Origin of the sequence: Catenulispora rubra (genome assembly GCF_015356825.1) — a bacterium.
Taxonomy (GTDB): Bacteria; Actinomycetota; Actinomycetes; order Streptomycetales; family Catenulisporaceae; genus Catenulispora; species Catenulispora rubra.
Genome location: NZ_JAACYW010000174.1, coordinates 1 through 23833 on the forward strand (window position 1 = coordinate 1; position 23833 = coordinate 23833).

Below are 23833 nucleotides of genomic sequence, written 5' to 3' on the forward strand. Positions count from 1 at the left end.
GGCGGGAGCGGAGGGGTTGGAGGCGTAGGAGGATTCGAGGCGTTCGATCCGGCTGCGTTCGAGGCGTACCTGGGTTCCCATTCGGAGCTGCCGAAATTGTGGTGGCCGCGGTATGTGCGCCTCGTGGCGTCGATGCCGAGGACGGCCACGAACAAGATCGTGGTTCGCGGATTGGTGGAAGAGGCCTGGTGTACGGCGGATCCGGTGTATCTGCGCCAGGCCGGCCGGTACCGCCGGATGACCGATGCCGACCGTGTCGACCTGGCCCGGGAGTTCGGCGACCACGGCCGTACCCCGCCCCGCGGACGGTAGATCGTTGTTACTCTGCTTGCTTTCGGGCCCGGGGATTCGCGAAGGAGCAGGTGAGTCGCGCGCATGAGCGCAGAAGGCAGTACCAAGGCGGTTGTGGCGGCGTTGGCCGCCAACATGGGGATCGCCGTGTCGAAGTTCGTGGCCTACGCCTTCACCGGTTCGGCGTCGATGCTCGCCGAGGGCGTGCACTCGGTCGCCGACTCCGGCAACCAGGTGCTGCTGCTGATCGGCGGCAAGCAGGCGCGCAAGAAGGCTGACACCGAGCATCCGTTCGGGTATGGCCGCGAGCGGTTCGTGTACGCGTTCATCGTCTCGGTGGTGCTGTTCAGCGTCGGCGGGCTGTTCGCCCTGTACGAGGGCTGGCACAAGATCACGCACCCGGAGAAGGTGGAGAGCTGGTACTGGGCGGTCGGGGTGCTGCTGTTCGCGATCGTGATGGAGGGCATGTCCTTCCGCACGGCCGTACGCGAGTCCAACCACCTGCGCGAGGGCAGCAGCTGGATCGGCTTCATCCGCCGCGCCACCACCCCGGAGCTGCCGGTGGTGCTGCTGGAGGACTCCGGCGCGCTGCTGGGGCTGTGCTTCGCGCTGTTCGGCGTCGGCATGGCGGTGGCCACCGACAACGGGCGCTGGGACGGCGTCGGCACGATGGCGATCGGTGTGCTGCTGGTGTGCATCGCCGTGGTCCTGGCGGTGGAGATGAAGAGCCTGCTGGTCGGCGAGGGCGCGGGGCGGCACGACGTGGACGCGATCCGCGCCGCGGCGGTCGACGGCGACACGGTGACCGACGTGATCCACCTGCGCACGATGTACCTGGGGCCGGAGGAACTGCTGGTCGCGATGAAGATCGCGGTCCAGCACGACGACACGGCGGCCGAGGTCGCGAAGGCGATCGACGCCGCCGAGCGCCGGATCCGCGACGCGGTGCCGGAGGCGCGGCTGATCTATCTGGAGCCTGATGTGCGGCGGCCGGGGCCGCTGCCGGCGCCGACGACGGGGTGAGGGGCGGCGACGCGGGCTCGGCGGCGGTGCGTGCGAGCCCGGGTTCCGGATGCGGCGAAGCTTGATCTGCGGCGGCCGGCGCCGACGACCGGGCGTGGGTTGGCAGTTACTCGCGCGGTGCGGCGTACCACCGCCAGCGGCCGGTGATCCGCGCGTGGCCGGGGATGTCGCCGCGTCCGGTGGCCCACAGCAGCGTGGGCCAGCGTGCGGTGTCGGTCGGGGCCTCGGGGAAGAGGCGGTGCAGGACCCTGTCGCAGAGGTCTTCGGGCGGGGTCCAGGCGATGTCGAGTCCGGCGGCGACGTCGTGCATGTGCACCACGACTTCGACGATGCCCATCGCGGCGAAGCCCTCGGCGTCGGCCAGGCCCATCGCGTGGTGGGCTCGGGTCTCGGGCGGTGAGGTCGCCACCAGTGCGGCCAGGAAGGCACCGCAGGCCTCGAACATCTCGATGAGGCCGGCGTTCCCGGCTTCCGGGTCGGCGAAGGTGGTGACGGCCGGGCCGCCTTCGAATTTGCGCTGCCAGGCGAACGGCACGTGCCTGTCCTGCGGTGGCTTGCGCGGGCCGAGCTGCGCGGCGTAGGCGAACAGGTCGTCGGCCATGTGCTCGACAGTTTCCCAGCAGTCCCAGCCCAGGGTGCCGGCCGGGACGTGCCAGTCCTGGTCGACCGCGGTCAGCAGGGCGTCGGCGGCCAGGGCGACGGACAGGGTGACGTCGTGCGCGGTGACCGGTTGCGAGGCTGCGTTGTTCACTCCTTGAGACTAACGCGGCCCGCCCACAAGCGAACCAGACGCCTCAGCCCGCCGAAAGCACCTCAGCAGCGCGCTGCCGCCCGGCCATCGGCCAGCCTCACCCCGCCGAAAGCGCCGCCACACCCCGGTCGTACCCCACCAGCAGCCGACCGTCCGGCGTCGCCGTCAGCGCCTGCACCTGTGCCGGGAACATCAGTTCCGGCCCCACCTGCCGGCCGGTGCCCAGATCCCACACGCGCACCGTCTGGTCCCAGCTCCCCGAGACCGCGACCGGGCGGCCGTCCAGCAGCGTCGTCGTCACCGTCTCCACGCCGGCGGTGTGGCCGGTGAGCGGGGCGCCGAGCGCCGTGCCCGCTGCCAGGTCCCACACGCGCAGCGTCGAGTCGTCGCTGCTGGTCACCGCGACGGCGCGGCCGTCCAGGACCGTGGTCGCCACCGCCCAGATGGCGTCGGTGTGGCCGGTCAGCGGGGCGCCGAGTTGGCGGTGCGTCGTCAGGTCCCAGACGCGCAGCGTGGCGTCGTTGCCGGCGGTCACCGCGACTGGGCGTCCGTCCAGGACGGTCGTGGCCACCGCGCACACCGGTTCGGTGTGCCCGGCCAGCGGGGTGCCGATCGGGCGGCGGGTTGTCAGGTCCCAGACCTGCACCGTCGGCTCGGCCAGGCCCAGGGCACTGCCGGTGCAGGTGATGGCTGTCGGCCGGCCGTCGACGGTCGTGGTGGCGATCGCCTCGACCTTGTCCTCGAAGCCGCTCAGCGGCTCCCCGGACGGCTTGCCGGCGGCCAGGTCCCACACCCGCACCGTCATGTCGGTGCCGCTGGTCAGCGCCAGCGCGCGGCCGTCCAGCACGGTCGTCGTCAGCGCCGTTCCCCAGTGCCCCGTGACCGGCTCCCCGAGCGATTCGCCGGTGCCGGCGTCCCACGCCCGCACCGCCTGGTCCGAACCCCCGCTGAGCGCGACGAGCCGCCCGTCCACCTCGACCGTCGCCATGGCCACGACCCAGTCCCAGTGCCCGGTGGGCGACTCGCCGTCGGTGGACCAGTCTGTCCGCCACCGGGTCGTCGGCGCATCCAGGAGCGCGTCCAGGAGATCGTGAAGCATGGGCGGCACGCTACCGGGGCCGGGCTCCGCCGCAGTCGGATTTTACTCAAACAGAAGTATCAAATTACGTACTTTTACGCAGGCTGAGATGGCTGGCAAGGCCTTTACTCAGTAGCGCCGTGGCCCATCCTGCCGTTCGCCGGTATGACGAACACGCCTGTGGCCTCGGCCGTCAACTGTCCGTCGGCGTAGCAGCGGCCCCAGCCGTGGATCTTGCGCCCCTCGCGGTGCGAGAATCCGGCTTCGTAGGTGATCTTCGTGTAGAGCGGCGTGGCGCGCCGCAGCGTGATCGTCAACGTCCCCGTATACCCGAACGCCCCCGAGGCCCCCTGCGCGCAGCCCAGGATCTCGTCGAAGCACGCCGCGACCCACGCCCCGTGCACGCGCCCCGCCGGCCCCTCGTACGGCGCCGTGAAGTACGCCTCGCCGCGGATCACCTCGCCGTCGGCCCACATGCGCATCGGCGGCGCCAGGGGGTTGCCGCGGCCGTTGACGGTCGAGCGTTCCACCAGAAGGGTGTCGTGGCGGCGGGCCTGGCTGGCGTTCACGCCCTCAGCGGCGATGTCGGTACGCGGGATGCGGGGCAGGGCGCCGATGCGATCGGCCAGGGATTCGGCTTCGGCGGCCAGGGCCATGAACCGCGCGGCACGGTCGGTGTCGGAGTCGGAGCCGGAGCCGATGCCCGAACCGGAGTCCAAGTCCGAGTCCAAGTCCCGGTCGGTCTCGCTCGCGTCTTCGGGGTGGTATCCGGCGTCCCCGGTGTCCAGCTGGAAAGCCGCGTCCACCAGCCGTCGTACCTGCTCCACCAGCCGGTGCTTCGCCACCCGCGCCGCCGACAGGTTCGCCTCGTCCTCGTCCAGCCAGGCGCGCCTGATATCGCCCTTGGAAACCGCTTCGGTCATGCGGAGTCTCTCCCCATCCGTCCGTGGACCCGGCCATTGCATCCGACAGTAACGTGTTCTAGTTTGCCCGGGACAGTACTCGATCAGTGCGAGATCAGCCCGAACCGGCTTGACCGAAGACCGAAGGGACCGGCGTATGCCCATCGACCCCGAGAAGGCCCTGGCCGCCCCGGCCACCAGCATCGAGCTGGCCTGGACCCCGAAGGACGTCCAGCTCTACCACCTGGGCCTGGGCGCGGGCGTCCCGGCGACCGACGCGGCGGAGCTGGCCTACGTCTACGAGAAGAGCCTCAAGGTCCTGCCGTCCTTCGCGGTGGTGGCCGGCGGCGCGCTCGGCTTCTCGCTGTTCGCCAACCCGGGCATCGACATCCAGCTGGTCAACGTGCTGCACGGCGGCCAGTCGGTCACCGTGCACCGGGCTCTCCCGACCTCCGGGCAGGCCACCGCGACCGCACGCGTCACCGACGTCTGGGACAAGGGCAAGGCCGCGGTGATCCGCACCGAGAGCGTGATCGCCGACGCCGACGGCCCCATCTGGACCAGCCACTCGCAGATCTTCGTCCGGGGCGAGGGCGGCTTCGGCGGCGAGCGCGGCCCCTCGACCGTGGACACCACGCCCGAGCGCGAGCCGGACCACGTCGTCGAGGTCAAGACTCTGGAGCAGCTGGCGCTCATCTACCGCCTGTCCGGCGACTGGAACCCGTTGCACGCCGACCCGGAGTTCGCCGCGATGGCCGGCTTCGACCGCCCGATCCTGCACGGCCTGTGCTCCTACGGCATCACCTGCAAGGCCGTCGTCGACACCGTCCTGGCCGGCGACGTGACGCGGGTGACGGAGTACTCCACGCGCTTCGCCGGGATCTTCTTCCCCGGCGAGACCATGCGCGTGAAGATGTGGGACGACGGCGCCGGGCGCGTGGACATCGTCTCCACCTCGGCCGAGCGCGACGACGCGGTAGTGCTGGCCAACACCGTGCTGACCTACAAGGCCTAGGTCCTCTATACAGACAAAGAAAAAGACAGGAACCCCTCATGCGCGCAGCAGTCCTGTTCGAGATCGGCAGCCAGACCCTCGACGTCCGCGACGACGTCACCCTCGCCGACCCCGGCCCCGGCGAGGTGCGGATCCGGATCCACGCCACCGGCGTGTGCCACTCGGACCTGTCGGCGATGACCGGCGTCCTGCCGCAGCCCGTGCCCTTCGTGCCCGGCCACGAGGGCGCCGGGGAGGTCGTCGCGGTCGGCGCCGGCGTGGCCGAGGTGGCCGTCGGCGACCACGTCATCGTGTGCTGGAACCCGCCGTGCGGCGACTGTTCCTTCTGCCGCGACGGCCAGGGCAACCTGTGCGTCGACATCTTCTTCGGCATGACCATGACGCCGCACTTCAAGGTCGACGGCGCCGACGTCTACGGCTTCGCCGGCAACGGCACCTTCGCCGAGGAGATGGTCGTCCCGTGGCAGTGCGCCGTGAAGATCCCGGACGACGTGCCGTTCGAGATCGCCGCCCTGATCGGCTGCGGCGTCACCACCGGCGTCGGCGCCGTGATCAACACCGCCCAGGTCCAGCCCGGCTCCTCGGTCGCGGTGATCGGCGCCGGCGGCGTCGGGATCAGCGTGATCCAGGGCGCGCGCATCGCCGGGGCCGCCGAGATCGTCGCCATCGACCCGGTGGAGAGCAAGCACGAGGTCGCGCTCCGCTTCGGCGCCACCAGGGCCGTCAAGCCCGAGGACGCCGACGCCGCCAAGGCCGAGGTGACCGGCCGCGCCGGCTTCGACTACGTCTTCGAGGTGGTCGGCCGCTCCGAGCTCGTGAAGCAGGCCTACGCCCTGACCCGGCGCGGCGGCACCGTCACCGTCGTCGGCGCCGGCAAGAGCGACGACAACGTCTACTTCAACATGTTCCAGCTCTTCTTCGACAACAAGAAGATCCTCGGCTCGTACTACGGCGGCGCCGACCCCCGCCGGGAGTACGGTCGGCTGATCGCGCTGTGGCGCGCCGGCCGGCTGGACCTGGAGGGCATGATCAGCGCCCGGCTCAAGCTCGACGACATCAACCAAGCTCTGGAGCTGCTGCGCACCGGCGCGGCGATCCGGACGATCATCGAGGTCTGATCTGTATCTAATACGGAGAACCTGTGTCTGATCTGGAGAATCTGTATCTGATGTGGAGAATCTGTATCCGATGTGGAGACCTGCCATGACGACATCCCTCACCGACCGCGCCGCGATCGTCACCGGCGCGGGCCGCGGACTCGGCCGTGCCGAAGCGCTGGAGCTGGCCCGCCAGGGCGCCGCGGTCGTGGTGAACGACCACGATCCGGCCATCGCCGAGCAGACCGCCGCCGACATCGTCAAGGCCGGCGGCCAGGCCGTCGCCTCCGCCGGCGACGTCTCCGACTTCGACTACGCCGAATCCCTGACCCGGCTGGCGATCGAGCGGTTCGGCACGCTGGACATCCTGGTCAACAACGCCGGGATCCTGCGCGACCGCATGGTGTTCTCGATGTCCGAACAGGAATGGGACGACGTCCTGCGCGTGCACGCCAAGGGCCACTTCGCCCTGACCCGGCACGCCACGGCCCACTGGCGCGAGCAGTCGAAGGCCGCCGGCGGACCGGTCTACGGCCGTATCGTCAACACCTCCTCCGAGGCCTTCCTCGCCGGCGCTGCCGGCCAGGCCAACTACGCCGCGGCCAAAGCCGCGATCGTCGGCCTGACCACCGCCACCGCCAACGGCTGCGCGCGCTACGGCGTTCGGGCCAACGCGATCTGCCCGCGGGCCCGCACCAAGATGACCGAGGACGTCTTCGCAGGCTTCGAAGCCCCGGCCGAGGGCATGGACCCGCTGGCTGTCGAACACGTCGCCCCGCTCGTCGCCTACCTCGCCTCCCCGGCCGCCGACAAGGTCAACGGCCAGGTGTTCGTCGTGCACGGCGGCATGGTGCTGCTGATGCAGCGACCGGTGGTCGAGGAACGCTGGGACTCCGCGCAGGAGACGTTCACCGTCGAGGAGCTCGACACCGCGCTCGGCCGCTTCTTCGAGGCCAAGAAACCCGGCGAGAACTTCAGCGCGACAGACGTGTTGTCGCTCCGTCGGCGTTGAGCTTTATCCTGTGCCCCTAGGCCTTATCAATAGGGGGTTCGGGCAATGGCCGACGACAACACTTTTTGGTTCAGCAACAACCACCGCGACTACTCCAACCAGTACGGCAACGACGCCGGCTTCGAGTTCGAGTTCTACTGCCAGCGGTGCAGCGACACCTGGCGCAGCGGCTTCGAGCCGTACAAGGCGGCGCGCGCCGCCGGCTGGATCCGCCGGGCGTCCAACATGGCGCACGGGGCGGCCTCGACGATCGGCTGGGACGTCGCCGAGGGGGTCGACGGCCTGGTGCAGAGCGGCTGGCACAAGGCGCGCGACAACTCCTTCAAGGAGGCGATCGCCGCCGCCGAGCAGCACTTCAACCGCTGCGGACGCTGCACGTCCTACGTCTGCGCGCGCTGCTGGAGCCTGGAGCGCGGACTGTGCACGAACTGCGCCCCGGACCTGGCCGCGGAGGTCGAGTCCGCGCGCAGCCACGGCATGGTCGACGCCGCGACGATGAAGGCCCGCGAGTTCGGCGCCGGGCTGGCCGCCGAGGTGGACGTCTCCACGCAGAAGCAGCTGGTCTGCCTGTCCTGCGGGCACGAGACGCACGGCGCGAAGTTCTGCCCGGGCTGCGGTGCGAAGCAGAACGCGGATCCGGGGGCGTGCGGCGGGTGCGGGTCGCAGGTCGTGCTGGGGGCGAAGTTCTGCCCCGAGTGCGGCAAGCCGCAGTAGGGCGTAGGCAGTAGGCAGTAGGCAATGGGCAAATAGTCGGCGCGGCAGCGGCGGCCGATGGGGCGGGGAACCCTACGGCTCAGCCGGTGCCGCGCCTGCTGTCTGTGCCTGCCTGTGCCCGCCTGTCTGTCCCAGCTTGTGCCTGCCTGTCTGTCCCAGCCCCTCACGGCTTGACGATCGTCTTCCCCCGCGCCCCGCCGTGCTGGATCCGCGCCACCGCCTGCGGCGCCTGCTCCAGCGGCACCTCCGCCTCCACGAACACCCGCAGCGTCCCGCCGTCGACCTCCTTGGCCAGCGCGGCCAGCAGCTCGGCCGAGGGCTGGACGCGGAACGCGATCTCCTCCACGCCGGACTGCACGCTGCCGCGCTCGCGCGTCGCGCCGCGGGTGCTGACCGCAACGCCGCCGTCGTGGACGAGCTTCTTGTTCGCCTCGAACGCCTCGCCGTCGGCGGACACCAGGTCCACCAGCACGTCCACGCCGTCCGGGTACTCGTCGCGGCAGATGCGGCCCGCGACGTCCTCGGCCGAGGTGTCGATGGTCACCGCCGCGCCGAACAGGCCCAGGCGCACGCTCTCGTCGCCGCGCGTCACCGCCAGCACGCGGGCGTCGCGCGCCGAGGCCAGCTGGGTCAGGAAGGTGCCGACGCCGCCGGCCGCGCCGATCAGCAGCAGGCTCTCGCCGCCGCGGACCTCGGCGGCGTCCAGGATGCCCAGCGCGGTCAGGCCGGCGGTCGGCAGGGCGGCGGCGGTCTTGAGCTCCACGGCGTCCGGGGCCGGGCCGATCGGGCCGGACTCGTCGACGACCACGTATTCGGCGTAGGTGCCGGCGGCGCGGCCGAAGACCGGGTCGCCGGCGGTGTAGCGGGTGACGCCCGCGCCGACCGCCTCCACCCGGCCGGCGAAGTCGACGCCCAACACCTGCGGCAGCGGCGGCTTGCCGTAGGCACCGGAGGCGACGATGGCGTCGACCGGGTTGACGCCCGCGGCCTCCACGCGCACCAGCACCTGTCCGGGCCCGGCCGTGGGCTTGGGCACGTCGAGCAGTTCCGGAGTGGCCCCGTAGTCCTTCACACCGACCGCGCGCATCCTGGTTCCTCCCTTGTGTGGTCGCCACTTGACATGAATCTGCGGCCTGAGGAGCGCCGCCGCTAGCCGAGGGGGTCAATCGGGCGGGTTCGGACTCGGGTTCGGACCAAGGCCCGCGCCGCGCAGCCCGGTAACCTACAGGGCATGCCAGAGCCCGCCGCCGTCATCGATGTCAGCACCGCCGCCCCGACCCTGCGGGACGTCGTGGCGATCCTGGAGGGGGTCTACGACCCGGCGTGGGCCGAGTCGTGGGACGCGGTCGGGCTGGTCTGCGGCGACCCGGACGAGCCGGTGCGCACCGTCGGCTTCGCCGTCGACCCGGTGGCCGCGGTGATCGACGAGGCGCTGGAGCGCGGGGCCGACCTGCTGGTCACCCACCACCCGCTGTTCCTGCGCGGGGTCCACGGCGTCCCGGCGACGACATACAAGGGCCGCCTGGTGCACCGGCTGATCCGTGGCGGCACCGCGCTGTTCACCGCGCACACCAACGCCGACTCCGCCGACCCCGGCGTCTCCGACGCCTTGGCCCGGGCCCTGGACCTGCACGACCTGCGGCCGCTGGAGCCGCGCGCGGCCAACCCCGAACTCGGCATCGGCCGGGTCGGCGAGCTGGCCGCCGCCGAGCCGCTGAGCGTCTTCGCCGCGCGGGTCGCCGCGGCGCTGCCGGTGACCTCCGGGGGTGTGCGCGTGGCCGGGGATCCGGACCGTCCGGTGCGCCGAGTCGCGGTGTGCGGGGGAGCAGGGGACACGCTTTTCGGCGCTGTCCGTAGCTCCGCGGCCGACGTCTACGTCACCGCCGACCTGCGGCACCACCCGGCCTCCGAGGCGCTGGAGGCCGGAGGACCGGCGCTGGTGGACGTGGCGCACTGGGCCAGCGAGTGGCCGTGGCTGCGGTATGCCGCCGAGACGTTGCGTTCCACGCTCGGGGCTGCCGGTACTAACGTGGAGGCGTACGTTTCCACGCTGGTCACCGATCCGTGGACCGCGCACCTGGCAGCGGGGTAGAACCCGCCGCCGGCGGAACGTGAAGAACAAGTCAAGAGAGAGGCACTGCCCTGAACGCGAACCCCGCCGACCAGCAACGTCTGCTGGACCTACACGGCCTGGACGTGCGCCTGGCGCAGCTGGCGCACAAGCGGCGCACCCTGCCGGAGCTGGCCGAGGCCGAGAAGGTGGACCGGCGCCTGGCGGACCTGCGCGACGTCCTGGTCGCCGCCGAGACCGCCGAGGGCGACATCGCGCGCGAGCAGAAGAAGGCCGAGGCCGACGTCGAGCAGGTGGTGAACCGCGCCACCCGGGACCGGCAGATGCTGGAGTCCGGCCGCGGCTCGGCCAAGGACCTGGAGAACATCCAGCACGAGCTGGAGACGCTGGCCCGGCGCCAGTCCGACCTGGAGGACGTGGTCCTGGAGGTGATGGAGCGGCGCGAGGCGGCGCAGACCCGGGTCGCCGAGATGACCGTGCAGCGCGACGAGGCGCAGGCCCGCCGGGACGAGGTGAACGCGGCGCTGGCCAAGTCCTCCGAACAGATCGACCGCGACGTCGAGGCCGTCACCGCCGAGCGCAAGACCACCGCCGGGGTCATCCCGGAGGACCTGCTGGCGCTGTACGAGCGCATCCGCGCCGACAACGGCGTCGGCGCCGCGGCCATCCGCCAGCGCCGCTGCGACGGCTGTCAGCTGGAGCTGGACATCAGCGAGGTCAACGCGGTCAAGGCCGCGGCCCCCGACCAGGTCGTCCGGCACGACGTCTGCGGCAGCATCCTGGTGCGCGTCGCGGAGTCGGGGCTGTAGGGCGCGGGGCGGGCCGGTCGGGCGGCGAGCGACAGCAAGTACAGCACGGACAACAAGGACAACCATGGCGCGCGCGTTCATCGTCGAGGCCGACGGGGCCTCCCGCGGCAACCCCGGCCCGGCGTCCTACGGCGCGCTGGTCGCGGACGCCGCCACCGGCGAGGTCCTGGCCGAACTCGCCGAGGGCCTCGGCGTGGTGGCCAACAACGTCGCGGAGTACCGCGGCCTGATCGCCGGACTGCGCGCCGCCTACGCCCTCGATCCGCAGGCGAAGGCGAAGGTTGCTGAGGCGGAGGCGATGATCGCGGCTTTCCGGGCGGCTCGGGAGGCTGGTGGGGGCGGGGAAGAGGCCGGGGCGCCGGTCGGTACTGAGCCGGCGGCTGTCGCGCAGGAAGCGCTGCCGGGTGTCGGCGGCGAAACCGGTCCGGAGATTGCGGCTTCCGGCACTGCGATGCCGGTTGATAGGTCACGGGTAGCGGGATCTGCTGGTTCTGGTTCTGGTTCTGGTTCTGGTTCTGGTTCTGGTTCTGGTTCTGGTTCGGCGGCGGCGCAGCAGCAGCAGCCGAGCTGGACCCCGGCCCCCGACATGGGTCCGCCGACCACACTCCTGCTCCTGCGCCACGGCGCCACCGCGCTCACCGCCGAGCGGCGCTTCTCCGGCGTCGGCGACCCCGAACTCTCCGACACCGGCCTCCAGCAGGTCGACGCGCTCGCCCGGCGCCTGGCCGCGCGTGGCGGCGTCGACGCGATCGTCTCCTCCCCGCTCCAGCGCACCGTCCAGACCGCGCAGGCGGCCGCCGACGCGCTCGGGCTGTCCGTCGAGATCGACCCCGGGTTCCGCGAGACCGATTTCGGGCTCTGGGACGGCCACAGCTTCGCCGAGGTCCGCGAGCTCTGGCCTGCGGAGCACCGCGCGTGGCTGGCGTCCACGGCCGTCGCGCCGCCGGGCGGGGAGTCGTTCGACGATGTGACCGTCCGCGTGCTCGCGGCGCGCGACGCGCTGCTGGAGCGTCACGCGTGCCGCACCGTCCTGGTCGTCTCGCACGTCACGCCTATCAAGACCCTGATCCGTGATGCCCTCGGGGCCCCGCCGGAGTCCCTGTACGCGATGGAACTCTCGGCGGCCTCGCTGTCGGTCGTGACTTGCTATGCCGACGGCCGCGCGCTGATGCGCCTGTTCAACGACACCGCGCATCTGACCGGTTGAGGCCGGGGCGCCACCGATCTTCCCGGGCCTGCTTCGCGTCGCGGTGATCGTGGATAGACTCCGGCCTCATGGAACGGATGGCCCCGCGGCGCGGGGGAGACGAGAACGGGGACGCGACCACCGCCGGACGGGCCGGTGCCGTGCGGGCCGCGGCGGCGACCGTGGCTGTGGTCGCGGCGCTGGCCGGCTGCTCGGTCACCGTGCAGCCGAAGAACGCCGCCGCGACCCGCCCGCTGACCTCCTCGTCCCCGACGCCCTCGGCCACGGCCACGGCTTCCGGCACGTCCAGCACCGCCGCCCCGAGCACCAGCGCGCCCTCCACGTCCGCGGCCACCAGCCCGACGGCCACGCCCTCGGACGTCGACCACACCGTCTGCTCCAACGTCCGCGACGTGTTGGCGACGCTGAAGTCGAAGCTGGCGACGGACAAGGACTCCGACTCGCGGACCGGCCAGGACTACCGCACCGCCGGCACCGCATTGCGGGTCCAGGACACCAAGACCGACAACCCCGACCTGAGGGCGACGCTGAAAGCGGTCGGCACCGACTACCAGAACGTCGGCCGCGACGTCACGAACCACGCCTCCGCGGACGACGATCTGGCCAAGGCCGCCGACGCCTCGAAGCCCTTGGCCACCTTGTGCGGCGGGGGATCGGGCGCCAGCTCCACCCCTAGCGGCAACTGACCAGCACTGACAGACAACTGACAAACAACTGATCGGCAGCCGGCCTCGACACCTGCCGTCCATCGGGCTCCGGCGGCTCTCAGGCCACTGAGTCGACCACCACGTCGATCGTCCAAGCCGTCCCCGGCTTGGACGGCGCCGCGGTCTCGGTCCGCAGCCCCAGGTCCTGCAACGCCTCGGCCAACCCCTTCGGGGTGTCGACCACGACGTCCCCGACCAGCAGCGCCCGCGCCAGCCGGCCCTTCGTCGCCTTGTTGAAGTGGCTCACCACGCTGCGCTTGGCCACACCGTCCACGATCCGCTCGTGCAGCACCCGCACCGTCGCGGTGCGCTCGGCCGCCGAGGCCGGGGCCTTCCACATCCCCGCGTACATCGACGAGCGCAGGTCCACCACCAGCCCCGAGGCGACGGCCGGGGCAAGCGCCGGGGTCAGCGCGGCCCGCCACAGCTTCGCCACCGGGCCCGCCTTCGGCAGCGTCACGCCGCCGGAGCAGCGGTACGCCGGGATCGCGTCCGCCGGCCGCACCACGCCCCACAGCCCGGAGAACGTCAGCACCCGTGCCTCGGCGCGCGCGAACGCCTCCGGGTCGTCGCGGCGCAGGCCCGGCAGGTCCAGTGCGTCGTAGAGCACGCCGGTGTAACGGTCGGCGGCCGGCAGCGTCGGGGCGGTGGCCAGCTGCCGGTCCGCCGCCAGCTCGCCGCCCTGGTTCGGCGACAGCCCCAGCACCTCCAGCGCCGTGGCCTCGCGCCCCTTGGCCAGCCGGGTCAGCTCCGCCATCAGGGCTTTGCGGGTCTTGGCCAGCTGCGGGAAGGCCAGCGCGGCCGGGTCGACCTTCGGGCCGTCGCCGTCGGGGGCCTTGCCTTCGGAGGGCGGGAGCAGGATCAGCACGGCGATCATTCTCGCGCATCGGCGGCGCCGCCGACCGGCCAGGTCCGAAGACTCGCCGTGACGGAGACTTGCGGAGCGAAAGTTAACGACATATCGTTGAGCTATCAAAGAACAACTTCGGGAGTCGTTTCGTCGATGGGGAGGACATCATGATCGAGGAACACCGGCCGAGCGCTTCGTGCCGCTGGCGTCGTACCGAGCGTCGCACGCGGGCCGCGAAGGAGATCGAAATGGAGATCCGCCTGCGGGAGCGGCAGCGGGCCCGGCGGTACGCCGACCGGGGCGACCGCGGCGACCGGGACCGCGTCCGGTACCTGCCGCTGCTTCCGCTGGGGGCGGCGGGGGAGCATCCGTCATATCGTTGAGAGGCGACGACTGTCGCCGGTGAGTGGAACTGGAGGCGGCGAGATGGCCGACGAGCAGCACGAGCAGCACGAGCAGCACGACCAGCAGGACCAGCAGGACCAGCACGACGACAACACTGAAAACACCGACAGCGCCGAAAGCACCGACTACACCGAGACCAGCACCGGGGACAGCGCCGAGCAGCACCTGCGTGAGCAGGTCCGCGAGCTCAAGGAGCAGGGCCGCCGGCTCCGGGAGGAGGCGGCCCAGCGCGAGCGGGAGCTCAAGCAGCGGCTCGAGCAGGCCGCGCGCGATCACGCGCACGAGGCCCGGGCCCGCGGCGAGGAGCACCGCACCCGGTACCGGGAGGACCGCGAAGACCGCAGGGACGAGCGCCGGGAAGACCGTCGCGGCCCGCGCCGGGGCGGCGGCGGCCGCGGTGGCTTCGGCTGGAACGTGCCGGGCACCCCGCCGATGCCGCCCATGCCCCCGATGCCCCCGGCCGGCCCGCTGCCGCCGATCCCGGGCGCCGGCGGCACTTTCATCCCGTTCGACTTCCTCGGCGGGCTCTTCGGGCCGCCGCCGGGAGCGCCGGGCGGCCGGCGCCGGCACGGCGGACGCAGCCGCGCCGGGCGCGGCGACGTGCGCATCACGGTCCTGATCCTGCTCGACGAGGGGCCGGCCAACGGCTACCAGCTGATGCAGGAGATCGAGCAGCGCACCAACGGGGCGTGGAAGCCCAGCTCCGGATCCGTCTATCCGGCGCTTCAGCAGTTGGAGGACGAGGGCATCGTCCAGACCACGGAGGGGGAGGGGCGCAAGATGTTCGCGCTCACCGACGAGGGCAAGACCTACGTGCGGGAGAACCGCGCCAAGTGGACCGCGCCCTGGGAGGGCATCGAGGAGGAAGAGGGGCCTTCGGAGGAGGCCACCAAGATCCGCGACGTCATCGCGCAGCTGGCGATGGCCTACATGCAGGTGATCCAGGTCGGTACCGAGACCCAGCGGGCCGAGGCCTCGCGGGTGCTGGTCGGCGCCCGGCAGGCGCTGTACCGGATCCTGGCCGGCGATCCGTCAGAGGACTGATCGGCTGATATCGGCGCACAGCGCGCGCGAACCGGGGCGGGGCAAGGGAAACCCGTAGCCGGCGGCGCCCGGGTCCGGCGGCGAAGCCGCACGCCACGCCCGGGGCCGCCGCCCCGGCGCGGGCGTGACGATGATCGCAGGACGCGTGCAACGGCCCACCGGCACCCCATAAGGTGCTGGCATGCCGCAAAGAGTCCTCACCGTCGAGGCCGCCGTCCCGGCCGCCGACCTGCGCGCGGGGTTCGACGCCATCCGTGCCGAACTGCAGCTGCCCGGGCCCTGGCCGGCCGACGCCCGGGCCGAGGCCGAGGCGGCGGCGAAGGCCCCGCGCATGCCCGAGGCGGACGCCACCGGCCTGCCGCTGGTCACCCTGGACCCGGCGGAGTCGATGGACCTGGACCAGGCCATGCACCTGGAGAAGCGCGAGGGCGGCGGCTACCGGGTGCACTACGCGATCGCCGACGTCGCGGCGTTCGTCACCCCCGGCAGCGTGCTGGATCTGGAGACGCACCGGCGCGGCGAGACGTACTACATGCCGGACATGCGCGTGCCGCTGCACCCGGAGGTCCTGTCCGAGGGCGCGGCCTCGCTGCTGCCCGGGCAGGAGTGCCCGGCGCTGCTGTGGCAGATCGATCTGGACTCCTCCGGCGACACCACGAACGTCGAGGTGCGGCGCGCCCGCGTGCGCAGCCGCGCCAAGCTGAACTACCAGGACACCCAGGCGGCGCTCGACGCCGGCACCGCCGACGAGGTCCTGCGCCTGCTGCGCGAGATCGGCACGCTGCGCCAGGACCGTGAGGCCGAGCGCGGCGGGATAAGCCTGAGCGTGCCGGCGCAGGTCGTGGTCGCCGACGGCGACAGCTGGTCGCTGGAGTACCGCACGCCGCTGCCGGTGGAGAACTGGAACGCGCAGATCTCGCTGCTGACCGGCATGGCCGCCGCCGAGCTGATGGTCTACGGCGAGATCGGCCTGCTGCGCACCATGCCCGACCCGCCGGAGTTCGCCTACCACCGGCTGCACCGCGTGGCCCGGGCGCTGAAGATCCGCTGGCAGGAGGGCGTCAGCTACAGCGACCTGATCCGCAAGCTGGACCCGGCGGTCCCGGCGCACGCGGCGTTCCTGCAGGAGACCACGACGCTGATGCGCGGCGCCGGCTACACGGCCTTCGACGGCGGCGTGCCGGAGCAGGCCGGCCACTCGGCGCTGGCCACGACGTACGCGCACGTCACTGCGCCGCTGCGGCGGCTGGCCGACCGCTACGCCGGGGAGGTGTGCGTGGCGCTGTGCGCCGGCACGGAGGTCCCGGACTGGGCCCGCTCGGAGCTGCCGAAGCTGCCGGCGGTGATGGAGGGCGCGGACCGGCGCGGCTCGGCGGTGGACCGGGAGTGCGTGGACCTGGTGGAGACGATGCTGCTGAAGGACCGCGTCGGCGAGGAGTTCGACGCGGTGGTCATCGACCTGAACGAGCGCATCGACTGGGACCACAACGGCAAGCCGGACGTCGGGATCGTGCAGCTGACGCAGCCCGCCGTGCGCGCCCGGTGCGACGGCCACGACCTGCCGCTGGGGCAGGAGACGCGGGTGCGGCTGGCCGAGGCGGACGTGACGACGCGGCGGATACTGTTCGAGGCCACGGATCCCCGGTACACGGTGCGCGACCGGCCGGTGAAGAACGTCGCGGGGAACGGTGGGAACGGGAACGGTGCTAAAAGTATTGATAAGGGTTCTGAGAAGAACCCTGACAGCGATGGCACAAGTACCGAGAAGAGCTGAGGAGCACGATGGCGATCGAGCCGGAACGAGTCCTGCGGATGCGCGAGGCGTCTGAGGCGGTCGAAGCGATCGGGTGGCGGTACCTACTCGGGACGCTGCGCACCACGGTCGCCGTGACATCGCTGGCGCAGGGGAGCGTGGTCGCGACGAAGGCGGTCGAGGCCTGCGCGACCGACGCCGACCGCCACCTGTGGTTCGACGTACGGGCCGACAAGGTCGTGCTGGTCCTGCAGTCGCTCGACGCCGCCGCGGTGACGGACGTCGACGCGGAGCTGGCCGGCCGCGTCTCGCTGGCGGTGCGCGAGGTGGGCCTGGAGACGGCGGCGGACGTCGCGAGCGAGGCGTCGCGCGCGCTGCAACTAGTCGAGATCGGCGTGGACGCGATCGACATCCCGGCGGTCCGGCCGTTCTGGAAGGCGGTGTTCGCCTACAAGGACGAAGGAAAGAACACCGGCCCCACCGACGCACTCGTCGACCCGCAACGCCAGGGCCCCGCGATCTGGTTCCAGCAGATGGACGCACCGCGCCCCCAGCGCAACCGCATCCACTTCGACATCTGCGTCCCGCACGACGAGGCCGAGCGCCGCATCGCGGCGGGTCTGGCGGCAGGCGGCCGGCTGACGTACGAGGACGAGGCGCCGGCGTTCTGGGTGCTCGCCGATCCGGAGGGTAATGAGGTGTGCATTACGACGTGGCAGGGGCGGCAGCCGGATTAGGTCGGTTCGGCTGGCCGGCTGGCCGGCTGGCCGGCTGGTTGTGCTGCGGCCCGGCCGGAATGCTTGGCGCTGCTGCGATGATGGCGGCGCGCGAGCCCGATAGCCGCCTGCTCGGCCGTGCTCCAGATGGGCCTGACCCTCTCTGGTCGACCGTTCTTCCGCCGACCGACCACCGAGCCGCGTCCGTCCCCCGGCCGCGGCTCGTCGCCCGTTTGTCGGCTTACCCGCTCGTCAGCCTCAGCCGATCCGCTGCTTCTCCTTCTCCGCCGCACTCCGCTCGATACAGAACGCGTTCCCCTCCGGGTCCTCGCACCAGACCCAGCCGGCGCCGTCCACCTTCCGGTGGTCCTCGACCAGCTTCGCGCCGAGGGCCAGGACTCGGGCCAGTTCCTCGTCGCGGGTGGTTTGCGGTTCGAGGTCGAAGTGCATGCGGCTCTTCGCGCTCTTCGGTTCCGGGACCTCGATCAGGAGCAGGTTGGGGAGTCCTTGGGGCCCGTCCAGCAGTACCTCGCCGTCGCCGGGGGCGGACTCGGAGTCCATCGGCCAGTTGAGGACCGCTTCCCAGAACTTGCCGAGTTCGTAGGGGTTGTTCGCGTCCAGGGTGATGTGGCGTATGACAGTCATGGGCGACACTGTTCCGGGACCTGCGGCCGCTCGGCAACTCGGTATTGCACGTCCACCTGTTTCCACCCGCGGCCACCCGCGTCATGCGCGTCAACCCGCGAAGCCCCGCCCCCTATACTGGATGCGCGGCGAGTCGGTGAGGCGATCGCGGCGTCGGGCGACCGGCGTCGAGGAAAGTCCGGACTCCACAGGACAGGGTGGTTGGCAACACCAACCCGGGGCGACCCGCGGGACAGTGCCACAGAGAACAGACCGCCCGCCGTCAGGCGGGTAAGGGTGAAACGGTGAGGTAAGAGCTCACCAGCGCCCGGGGTGACCCGGGCGGCTAGGTAAACCCCACCCGGAGCAAGGTCAAAAGGGCCCGGGAGACCGAGCCTGCGCAGGCGTTCGAGGGCGGTCCGCCCGAGCCTGCGGGTAGACCGCACGAGACGCGCGGCGACGCGCGTCCTAGATGGATGGTCGCCACTGCGCGGCTGTGCTCCGGCACGGCGACGCAGGACAGAATCCGGCTTATGGCCGGCTCGCCGCAAATTCCGCATCGATGGGTCGGTTCTGTCGATTTTTTGTCAATCACACGCATGTCTTCCGGACCGGTCGATCTGTCCGCCGGCACCGATGTGCTGCTGGCCGTCAACGCCCGGCCGGCGCCCTGTTCGGCACCACCCCGTCGCCGATGGACCGAAGCCGAGTTCTCCCGCTACGCGATGCCGCAGCTGGAGAACTACGTCCTGAATGGCCGCGTGCCGCGTGCCCAAGCGAACTGAACGTCCGCGGAGGGCCGACGTCCGCAGAGCGTCCGCCGGCCCCTCCCGCCTGCTATTTGTTGGGGTTGCACATGTCGACGTGCGGTTTGTAGAAGTCCTGTTTGTAGATGTCCTTGGCCGCGGCTTGTTTCTCCAGCTGGAACTTCGTGGGGCCGAGCTTGTTCTTGAGAAAGCTGAGTACCGTCGGGTTGACGTCGATGCCGCCTCCGAACGACAGCCGGGCGAGCACGCTGATGGAGTCGCAGGGGCCGAAGCCGAGGGCCGAACCGGCGTTGAAGCCGGCCGACAGGACGAGCTTCAGGTACGGACCGACTGAAAGCAACGGGATGCCGATGCCGATCTGGTCCTTGAACTCGAAGGCGAGCACCAGCGCGGTTCCGGCCATCCCGACGCCGGTCATCGAGCCGATGAGGCTCTTGGCCTCGGTGAGCGTGACTTGGCCCACGCTGCTCAGCGTGCCTTGGACGTTCCAGAGGCCGCTGGCTTTCAGTGTCGAGTTCTTGGAGCCGAAGCCGAATTCGAACACGAATTTGGTCGTCACGGCCACTGTGGCCGGCAGGCCGTCCAGCGGGATTCTGGCGGACATGAAGTCGATGGGCATCTCGACCCGGAACCGGGTGTTGTCCTGCGCGCCGTTGGCGGCGCCGGCCGACAGGTCCAGCCCGATCGATTTCAGGCCGCTGAGGTTGACCGTCGAGGACTGCATCTGGCCGTTGCTGATGTTGGCCTCGCCGGACATGTGGGGCTTGTCGAAGTCGAGATAGATGTTGAACCCGACTTTCAGTCCCGGTTGGCCGCCGTAGTCGCCGTAGGTGGCCCGGATCCGGATCTGGGTGCTGCTGGTATAGGGCTCGAAGGTCCAGTTCCCGATCTGGATCGAGGCCTTCACGTTGTCCAGGATGTGCATCTTGCCGCTGTTGGCGTGGCCCATGGCGGCCAGGGCGGTCAGGTTGAGCCGCGGCAGTTGGAGGGTTGTGACACCGGGATCGGCGAGTGGATTGTCGCCGGTGTTCCCGGGATCGGTCGAACCGGAATCTGCCGGGCTGGAGACGGCGGCCGGGTCGGTCGGGCTGTCGGTCGAGCCCGGGTCCGTCGCCGTGTCGGTCGTGGCGCTCGGGCTGTCGGTGGAGTTCGCGTCGGTCGAGGTGCCGGACGGCGTATCCGTTGCGGCGCCGGTCGAGGTGTCGGATGGCGAGTTGGGGGCTGACGGGTCGGTCGATCCGTCCGTGGGCGTGTCCGTCGGGCTGCTGCTGGGCGGCGGCAGCGGGTCCTCCGCCGGCATGTCGGGCACGTACATCATGGTGGTCTGTCCGAAGTCGACCGGTACGTCGCCGCTCTTCAGATCGCCGTTCTGCACGATGTCCGTCAGGCTCGCCGGTGCCAGCGTCACGACGGTGTTCCCGCCCTGGTGGTCAAGCTTCGTGACCCGGCCGGTGGCCAACGAACTGGCCATCATGACGCTGCCGACCTTCAGGTCGCCGACTCCGGATGCCGAACTGTCCATCGTCCACATCAGCCCGTCCCCGGAGGCGTCGCGGATGGCCTTGGGCCCGTCCTTGATCATCACCACGTCGGGTTGCAACGCCACGTTCGGATCCGGCGTGGGGCCGTATCCGTAGAAGTCCGCCGGCGCAGCGCCGCCGGAAGCCCCCTTCGCGCCTCCGCCGACGCTGTTGCCGCACCCGACCGCTGCCACCAGCACGACGCCGGCGATCAACGTTCTTATGGCGACGGCCCTTCTGTTTGCCTGTCCCACGTTTCCCCCAATGCTGGTGCTGCGGATGTGGGATGAGGCTAGGGGGCGCGTGACACCGTACGTATCCGTGTAACCACGTGGATCGTGAGACTCGACTTGTGCGGGGGCCGGCGCGGGCGCATCCCCGTTCCTGCCCAAGGTGAGTCGGCGGCCTAGCCGCAGGCGTCGAGGGTTGCCATGGCGGCTTCCAGCAGCTCCACCCTCATGTCGTCGGCGAGTTCGCCGTGGCCTGCCACGAGGGCGGCCATCGTGCCTTCCTTGACGGCGTCGTCCGCCGCTACCACGAGGCCTGGACCACGACCATGCGCGCGGCAGGGTTCGCGCCGCCCCTGACAGTTCAACGATCGGAGCAGTGATCTCATGGCACAACGCATCTGGTTCCTGACCGGCGCCTCACGCGGCGCCAGTGGCAGCCGATAGCCGAGCTCGCCCAAGGCGGCTGAACCATGATCGCAGTGGTCTGAGAAGTCGCTCGGGTGCGGCGGCTTCCTCAGCACCTCGTGGCTGATCGCAGCGGCCTATGGTGTGACTATGGATGCTGAGACGATCACCATCGCCATGGACCAGCCGACGGCTCATGCGCTGCGGCACCTGCTCCGCAAGGTGGGTGAACACTGGGCCGACGGTACGGCTCTGCTTCGGCCGCCGTTTCACGACATGGAGCAACTCAGCGCCGTTCTCCGCATGGTCGACAGCGAGCTGGGCGCCGCCCGGCCCGCGGGCTGGCGGGACGCCGCCGAGACGCGGCTCGTCCCCGAAGAGCCCGCCGACCCCGGGACCGACCTGGCCCGTGCCCTGACCGACGTGGGCAACTGGCTGACGAAGGGCGGCCAGAGGCACCGAGGCCTGATCGTCTTCGAGGCGGCGGTGGAGGCCTACCGCCGGCTGGACGCTGCCGACCCCGCCGCCTACAGACCCCACTTGGCCCGTTCCCTGAACATCTTGGGCAATCGGATGGCGATGGCGGGCTATTGGGGCGAGACGATGACCGCCGTCGAGGAGGCGGTGGCGATCTACCGCCGCCTGGCCGCGGACGACCCTGCCGTCTACGAGCCCAACCTGGCCTGGTCCCTGTCCGCCCTGGGCGTCGCGCTGGCGGAGATGGGCCGTCGGGACGAGGGGCTGACCGCCGTCGAGGAGGCGGTGGTGATCTACCGCCGCCTGGCCGCGGACGACCCCGCCGTCCACGAACACGAGCTGGCCCGTGTCCTGACCAACCTCGGCGACCGGCTGTGGGACGTGGGCCGTGGGGAGGAGGCGCTGGCCACCGCCGAGGAGGTGGTGGCGTTCTACCGCCGCCTGGCTGCGGATACTCCCGCCTACGACCCCCACCTGGCCCGCTTCCTGACCACCTTGGGCAGCCGGCTGATGGCGGTGGGCCGCTACAGTGAGTCGCAGGCCGCCGACGAGCAGGCGAAGGAGATCCACGTCCGCGTGATCGCGAGAAATTCAGCCCCCGGGACCACATCGTCGTGACTCAGCCGTCGCTCAGGCGTCGCTCGGCAGCCGCACGATCCCCAACGCGTACCACCGGAACTCCGGATGTGCCGTCCAGGCCCGCAGGAACTCCGCAGTCCCGAACACGCGCGGCCATCCCTCGTCGAGGACGGCGACCACGCCGGGCAGCCCCCGTACCTGGTCCAGCACCCGCGTGGGGATGTTGACGTCGACCAACCCGTCGACCACGTCCTGCACGATCGCCGTGAGCCGGGCGATCATCAGCCGGTCGACGAAGTCCCGGCCCGTCGTCGCGATCGCCACGTCGTGCGTCGGCGTGAATCCGATCAGCGCGTCGAGGTCCGGGTCGTCGGCGTGCTCGGTGCGGAAGACCGCCTCGTCGCCGAATCCGGGCCCTGCGATGCTGACGGTGAACCGGCGGACCGCGCCGCCGCCGTCGGCGTCCTCGTGCTGGCGTTCCGGATCCCGCGCGTCGAGCGCAGCGGGGTCGATGTCCAGGTCGTACGAGCCGACCCGCGCCTCCTCGCACCGCTCGGCGAGGCTCCGGAACGCCGCTCGCAACTCCGCCAACTGCTCTGCCGTCACCGGACCCGGCAGATCGATGATGTGCACTGACCCCGTCATGAACGCCAGCGTACGGCGACTGGTGAAGACTGTTCGCATGGATTTCTTCTGCTACCACCGCGACCGCGCCGATTCCCTCGCGCTGCGCATGGAACTCCTGGAAGACCACTGGTCCTACATGGACGGCTTCGCGCAGGTGATGATCGCGCGCGGCCCGACTGTCGAGGGCGACGACGAATACCCGACCGGCAGCGTCCACATCCTGACGCTCCCCGACACCGCGGCGGCGCGCACCTTCGCCTTCCGGGAGCCCGGATACCAGGCCGGCGTCTACCGCGACGTGATGCTGCGCCGCTGGCGCAACGACCTCGGCCGCACCATGTGGCAGTTCCCCGGCGGCGCACCGGAGGACGACGGCTACCTCGTGCTGGCCCTCGGCGAGCCGCGACCGGTCGGCGGCGTGCCGGCCGCGCCGGACGTCGCGGGGCTGATCGCCTACGGCCCGCTGCTGTCGGACGACGGCGACACCTGGCTCGGCACGATCACCATGCTGCGCGCGCCGAGCGCCGACGACGCCCGCGCCGCCTTGCCCGGCACCGGATACGCCGAGGTCGGCGTGCATCAGTGGCGGTTCGGCGGCCGCTCCTGACCCTCGCCGCCGGGCACCACCAGCCCGGACTCGTACGCCGCGACCACGGCCTGCGTCCGGTCGCGCAGGCCGAGCTTGGTCAGGATCCGGCTGACGTGCGTCTTCACGGTCTCGTCGGTGACGACCAGCTCGGCGGCGATCTCAGGGTTCGACAGCCCGCGCGAGATGAGCAGCAGGACTTGGGTCTCGCGCGGGGTGAGGGCAGCGAAGCCCTGGCCCGGCAATCCGGCCGACCCGGCTGACGAAGCTCGCGACGCCGCACCGGGACCCGCGCCGGAAGCAGCACCGGAAAGCGGCGCAGGTCCTCGACCCGACCGCTCCACACCAACACCACCAACACCACCAACACCAACACCAACACCACCAACACCACCAACACCACCAACACCACCAACACCACCAACACCACCAACACCACCAACACCACCAACATCACCAACACCAGCAGTGCCGCCGCCAGCAGCAGCGCCGCCAACACCACCACCACCAGCAGTGCCGCCGCCACCAGCAGTGCCGCCGCCAGCAGCAGCGCCAGCACCCCCAGCGCCGCCA

Annotated in this window: 25 protein-coding genes, 1 other RNA gene and 2 pseudogenes; 18 read left to right on the forward strand and 10 right to left on the reverse strand. The window is 71.0% G+C overall.

The window, feature by feature from the left end; translation table 11 throughout:
- Nucleotides 1-312: pseudogene (locus GWK61_RS57240) on the forward strand (hypothetical protein); the annotation flags it as partial.
- 63 nt (nt 313-375) lie between these two features.
- Complete coding sequence (locus tag GWK61_RS34900) at nt 376-1314, forward strand: cation diffusion facilitator family transporter (RefSeq protein WP_194915968.1); 939 nt, start codon at nt 376-378, stop codon at nt 1312-1314.
- Between the two features lie 106 nt (nt 1315-1420).
- On the opposite strand, the gene GWK61_RS34905 is transcribed toward GWK61_RS34900, so the two are convergent.
- From GWK61_RS34905 to GWK61_RS34915, 3 genes are all read right to left on the reverse strand, one after another.
- The gene (locus GWK61_RS34905) at nt 1421-2065 is read right to left on the reverse strand and encodes a hypothetical protein (protein ID WP_194915969.1); all 645 of its coding nucleotides are present in this window, start codon (nt 2063-2065) and stop codon (nt 1421-1423) included.
- A gap of 97 nt (nt 2066-2162) precedes the next feature.
- The gene (locus tag GWK61_RS34910; RefSeq protein ID WP_194915970.1) at nt 2163-3164 is read right to left on the reverse strand and encodes a WD40 repeat domain-containing protein; all 1002 of its coding nucleotides are present in this window, start codon (nt 3162-3164) and stop codon (nt 2163-2165) included.
- A gap of 104 nt (nt 3165-3268) precedes the next feature.
- Nucleotides 3269-4066, reverse strand: coding sequence for a hotdog family protein (locus GWK61_RS34915; RefSeq protein ID WP_194915971.1), 798 nt, complete (start codon nt 4064-4066; stop codon nt 3269-3271).
- Nucleotides 4067-4202: 136 nt separating this feature from the next.
- On the opposite strand from GWK61_RS34915, the gene chsH3 reads away from it, so the two are divergent.
- The 4 genes from chsH3 (at nt 4203) to GWK61_RS34935 (ending at nt 7883) form a co-directional block, all read left to right on the forward strand.
- Entirely contained in the window at nt 4203-5060 is an 858-nt protein-coding gene (chsH3, locus tag GWK61_RS34920; protein ID WP_194915972.1) for an enoyl-CoA hydratase ChsH3, read from the forward strand.
- Nucleotides 5061-5098: 38 nt separating this feature from the next.
- A complete protein-coding gene (locus GWK61_RS34925; RefSeq protein WP_194915973.1) occupies nt 5099-6178 on the forward strand; it encodes a Zn-dependent alcohol dehydrogenase in 1080 nt (359 codons plus the stop codon).
- Between the two features lie 85 nt (nt 6179-6263).
- Nucleotides 6264-7169 carry a 3-oxoacyl-ACP reductase gene (locus tag GWK61_RS34930; protein WP_194915974.1) on the forward strand — a complete coding sequence of 302 codons (906 nt, stop codon included), beginning with the start codon at nt 6264-6266 and terminating at the stop codon, nt 7167-7169.
- Nucleotides 7170-7214: 45 nt separating this feature from the next.
- Entirely contained in the window at nt 7215-7883 is a 669-nt protein-coding gene (locus tag GWK61_RS34935) for a zinc ribbon domain-containing protein (protein ID WP_194915975.1), read from the forward strand.
- A 163-nt stretch (nt 7884-8046) separates the two neighbouring features.
- Here the strand turns inward: GWK61_RS34935 and GWK61_RS34940 are convergent, their stop codons facing one another.
- The gene (locus tag GWK61_RS34940; RefSeq protein WP_194915976.1) at nt 8047-8970 is read right to left on the reverse strand and encodes an NADP-dependent oxidoreductase; all 924 of its coding nucleotides are present in this window, start codon (nt 8968-8970) and stop codon (nt 8047-8049) included.
- Nucleotides 8971-9114: 144 nt separating this feature from the next.
- Between GWK61_RS34940 and GWK61_RS34945 the strand changes: the two genes are divergently transcribed.
- From GWK61_RS34945 to GWK61_RS34960, 4 genes are all read left to right on the forward strand, one after another.
- Entirely contained in the window at nt 9115-9975 is an 861-nt protein-coding gene (locus GWK61_RS34945; protein WP_194915977.1) for a Nif3-like dinuclear metal center hexameric protein, read from the forward strand.
- A gap of 50 nt (nt 9976-10025) precedes the next feature.
- Nucleotides 10026-10763: a zinc ribbon domain-containing protein gene (locus GWK61_RS34950; protein ID WP_194915991.1), complete on the forward strand. Its 738-nt coding sequence runs from the start codon at nt 10026-10028 to the stop codon at nt 10761-10763.
- Nucleotides 10764-10827: 64 nt separating this feature from the next.
- On the forward strand, nt 10828-11970 hold the full coding sequence (locus GWK61_RS34955; protein ID WP_194915978.1) for a histidine phosphatase family protein: 1143 nt from the start codon (nt 10828-10830) through the stop codon (nt 11968-11970).
- 68 nt (nt 11971-12038) lie between these two features.
- A complete protein-coding gene (locus GWK61_RS34960) occupies nt 12039-12656 on the forward strand; it encodes a hypothetical protein (protein ID WP_194915979.1) in 618 nt (205 codons plus the stop codon).
- A gap of 79 nt (nt 12657-12735) precedes the next feature.
- Here the strand turns inward: GWK61_RS34960 and yaaA are convergent, their stop codons facing one another.
- Nucleotides 12736-13545, reverse strand: coding sequence for a peroxide stress protein YaaA (gene yaaA, locus GWK61_RS34965; RefSeq protein WP_194915980.1), 810 nt, complete (start codon nt 13543-13545; stop codon nt 12736-12738).
- Between the two features lie 149 nt (nt 13546-13694).
- Between yaaA and GWK61_RS34970 the strand changes: the two genes are divergently transcribed.
- From GWK61_RS34970 to GWK61_RS34985, 4 genes are all read left to right on the forward strand, one after another.
- Complete coding sequence (locus tag GWK61_RS34970; protein WP_194915981.1) at nt 13695-13910, forward strand: hypothetical protein; 216 nt, start codon at nt 13695-13697, stop codon at nt 13908-13910.
- Nucleotides 13911-13953: 43 nt separating this feature from the next.
- The gene (locus tag GWK61_RS34975; RefSeq protein ID WP_194915982.1) at nt 13954-14976 is read left to right on the forward strand and encodes a PadR family transcriptional regulator; all 1023 of its coding nucleotides are present in this window, start codon (nt 13954-13956) and stop codon (nt 14974-14976) included.
- Nucleotides 14977-15157: 181 nt separating this feature from the next.
- Entirely contained in the window at nt 15158-16750 is a 1593-nt protein-coding gene (locus tag GWK61_RS34980) for an RNB domain-containing ribonuclease (RefSeq protein WP_194915983.1), read from the forward strand.
- An 8-nt stretch (nt 16751-16758) separates the two neighbouring features.
- On the forward strand, nt 16759-17466 hold the full coding sequence (locus GWK61_RS34985) for a 4a-hydroxytetrahydrobiopterin dehydratase family protein (RefSeq protein WP_194915984.1): 708 nt from the start codon (nt 16759-16761) through the stop codon (nt 17464-17466).
- 237 nt (nt 17467-17703) lie between these two features.
- Here GWK61_RS34985 and GWK61_RS34990 read toward each other — a convergent pair whose 3' ends face one another.
- Nucleotides 17704-18090, reverse strand: a complete 387-nt coding sequence (locus GWK61_RS34990; RefSeq protein ID WP_194915985.1) for a VOC family protein — start codon at nt 18088-18090, stop codon at nt 17704-17706.
- Between the two features lie 129 nt (nt 18091-18219).
- On the opposite strand from GWK61_RS34990, the gene rnpB reads away from it, so the two are divergent.
- Nucleotides 18220-18618: RNase P RNA component class A (rnpB, locus tag GWK61_RS34995), an RNA gene on the forward strand.
- Between the two features lie 50 nt (nt 18619-18668).
- Nucleotides 18669-18854 (forward strand): hypothetical protein, encoded by a 186-nt coding sequence (locus tag GWK61_RS35000; RefSeq protein WP_194915986.1) that lies wholly within the window; start codon nt 18669-18671, stop codon nt 18852-18854.
- A 52-nt stretch (nt 18855-18906) separates the two neighbouring features.
- Here GWK61_RS35000 and GWK61_RS35005 read toward each other — a convergent pair whose 3' ends face one another.
- A complete protein-coding gene (locus GWK61_RS35005; RefSeq protein WP_194915987.1) occupies nt 18907-20571 on the reverse strand; it encodes a hypothetical protein in 1665 nt (554 codons plus the stop codon).
- Nucleotides 20572-21141: 570 nt separating this feature from the next.
- Between GWK61_RS35005 and GWK61_RS35010 the strand changes: the two genes are divergently transcribed.
- A complete protein-coding gene (locus GWK61_RS35010) occupies nt 21142-22086 on the forward strand; it encodes a tetratricopeptide repeat protein (RefSeq protein ID WP_194915988.1) in 945 nt (314 codons plus the stop codon).
- Nucleotides 22087-22098: 12 nt separating this feature from the next.
- On the opposite strand, the gene GWK61_RS35015 is transcribed toward GWK61_RS35010, so the two are convergent.
- Nucleotides 22099-22692 carry a DUF6368 family protein gene (locus tag GWK61_RS35015; protein WP_194915989.1) on the reverse strand — a complete coding sequence of 198 codons (594 nt, stop codon included), beginning with the start codon at nt 22690-22692 and terminating at the stop codon, nt 22099-22101.
- Nucleotides 22693-22729: 37 nt separating this feature from the next.
- On the opposite strand from GWK61_RS35015, the gene GWK61_RS35020 reads away from it, so the two are divergent.
- Nucleotides 22730-23281 (forward strand): YciI family protein, encoded by a 552-nt coding sequence (locus tag GWK61_RS35020; RefSeq protein ID WP_194915990.1) that lies wholly within the window; start codon nt 22730-22732, stop codon nt 23279-23281.
- Here the strand turns inward: GWK61_RS35020 and GWK61_RS35025 are convergent.
- Nucleotides 23254-23487, reverse strand: a pseudogene (locus tag GWK61_RS35025) (response regulator transcription factor); the annotation flags it as partial. The gene GWK61_RS35020 and the pseudogene GWK61_RS35025 sit on opposite strands and share 28 nt — an antisense overlap.
- Nucleotides 23385-23833: hypothetical protein (locus GWK61_RS35030; protein WP_194915992.1), on the reverse strand; the 449-nt coding region annotated here is incomplete at its 5' end. The gene GWK61_RS35030 and the pseudogene GWK61_RS35025, both read right to left, overlap by 103 nt.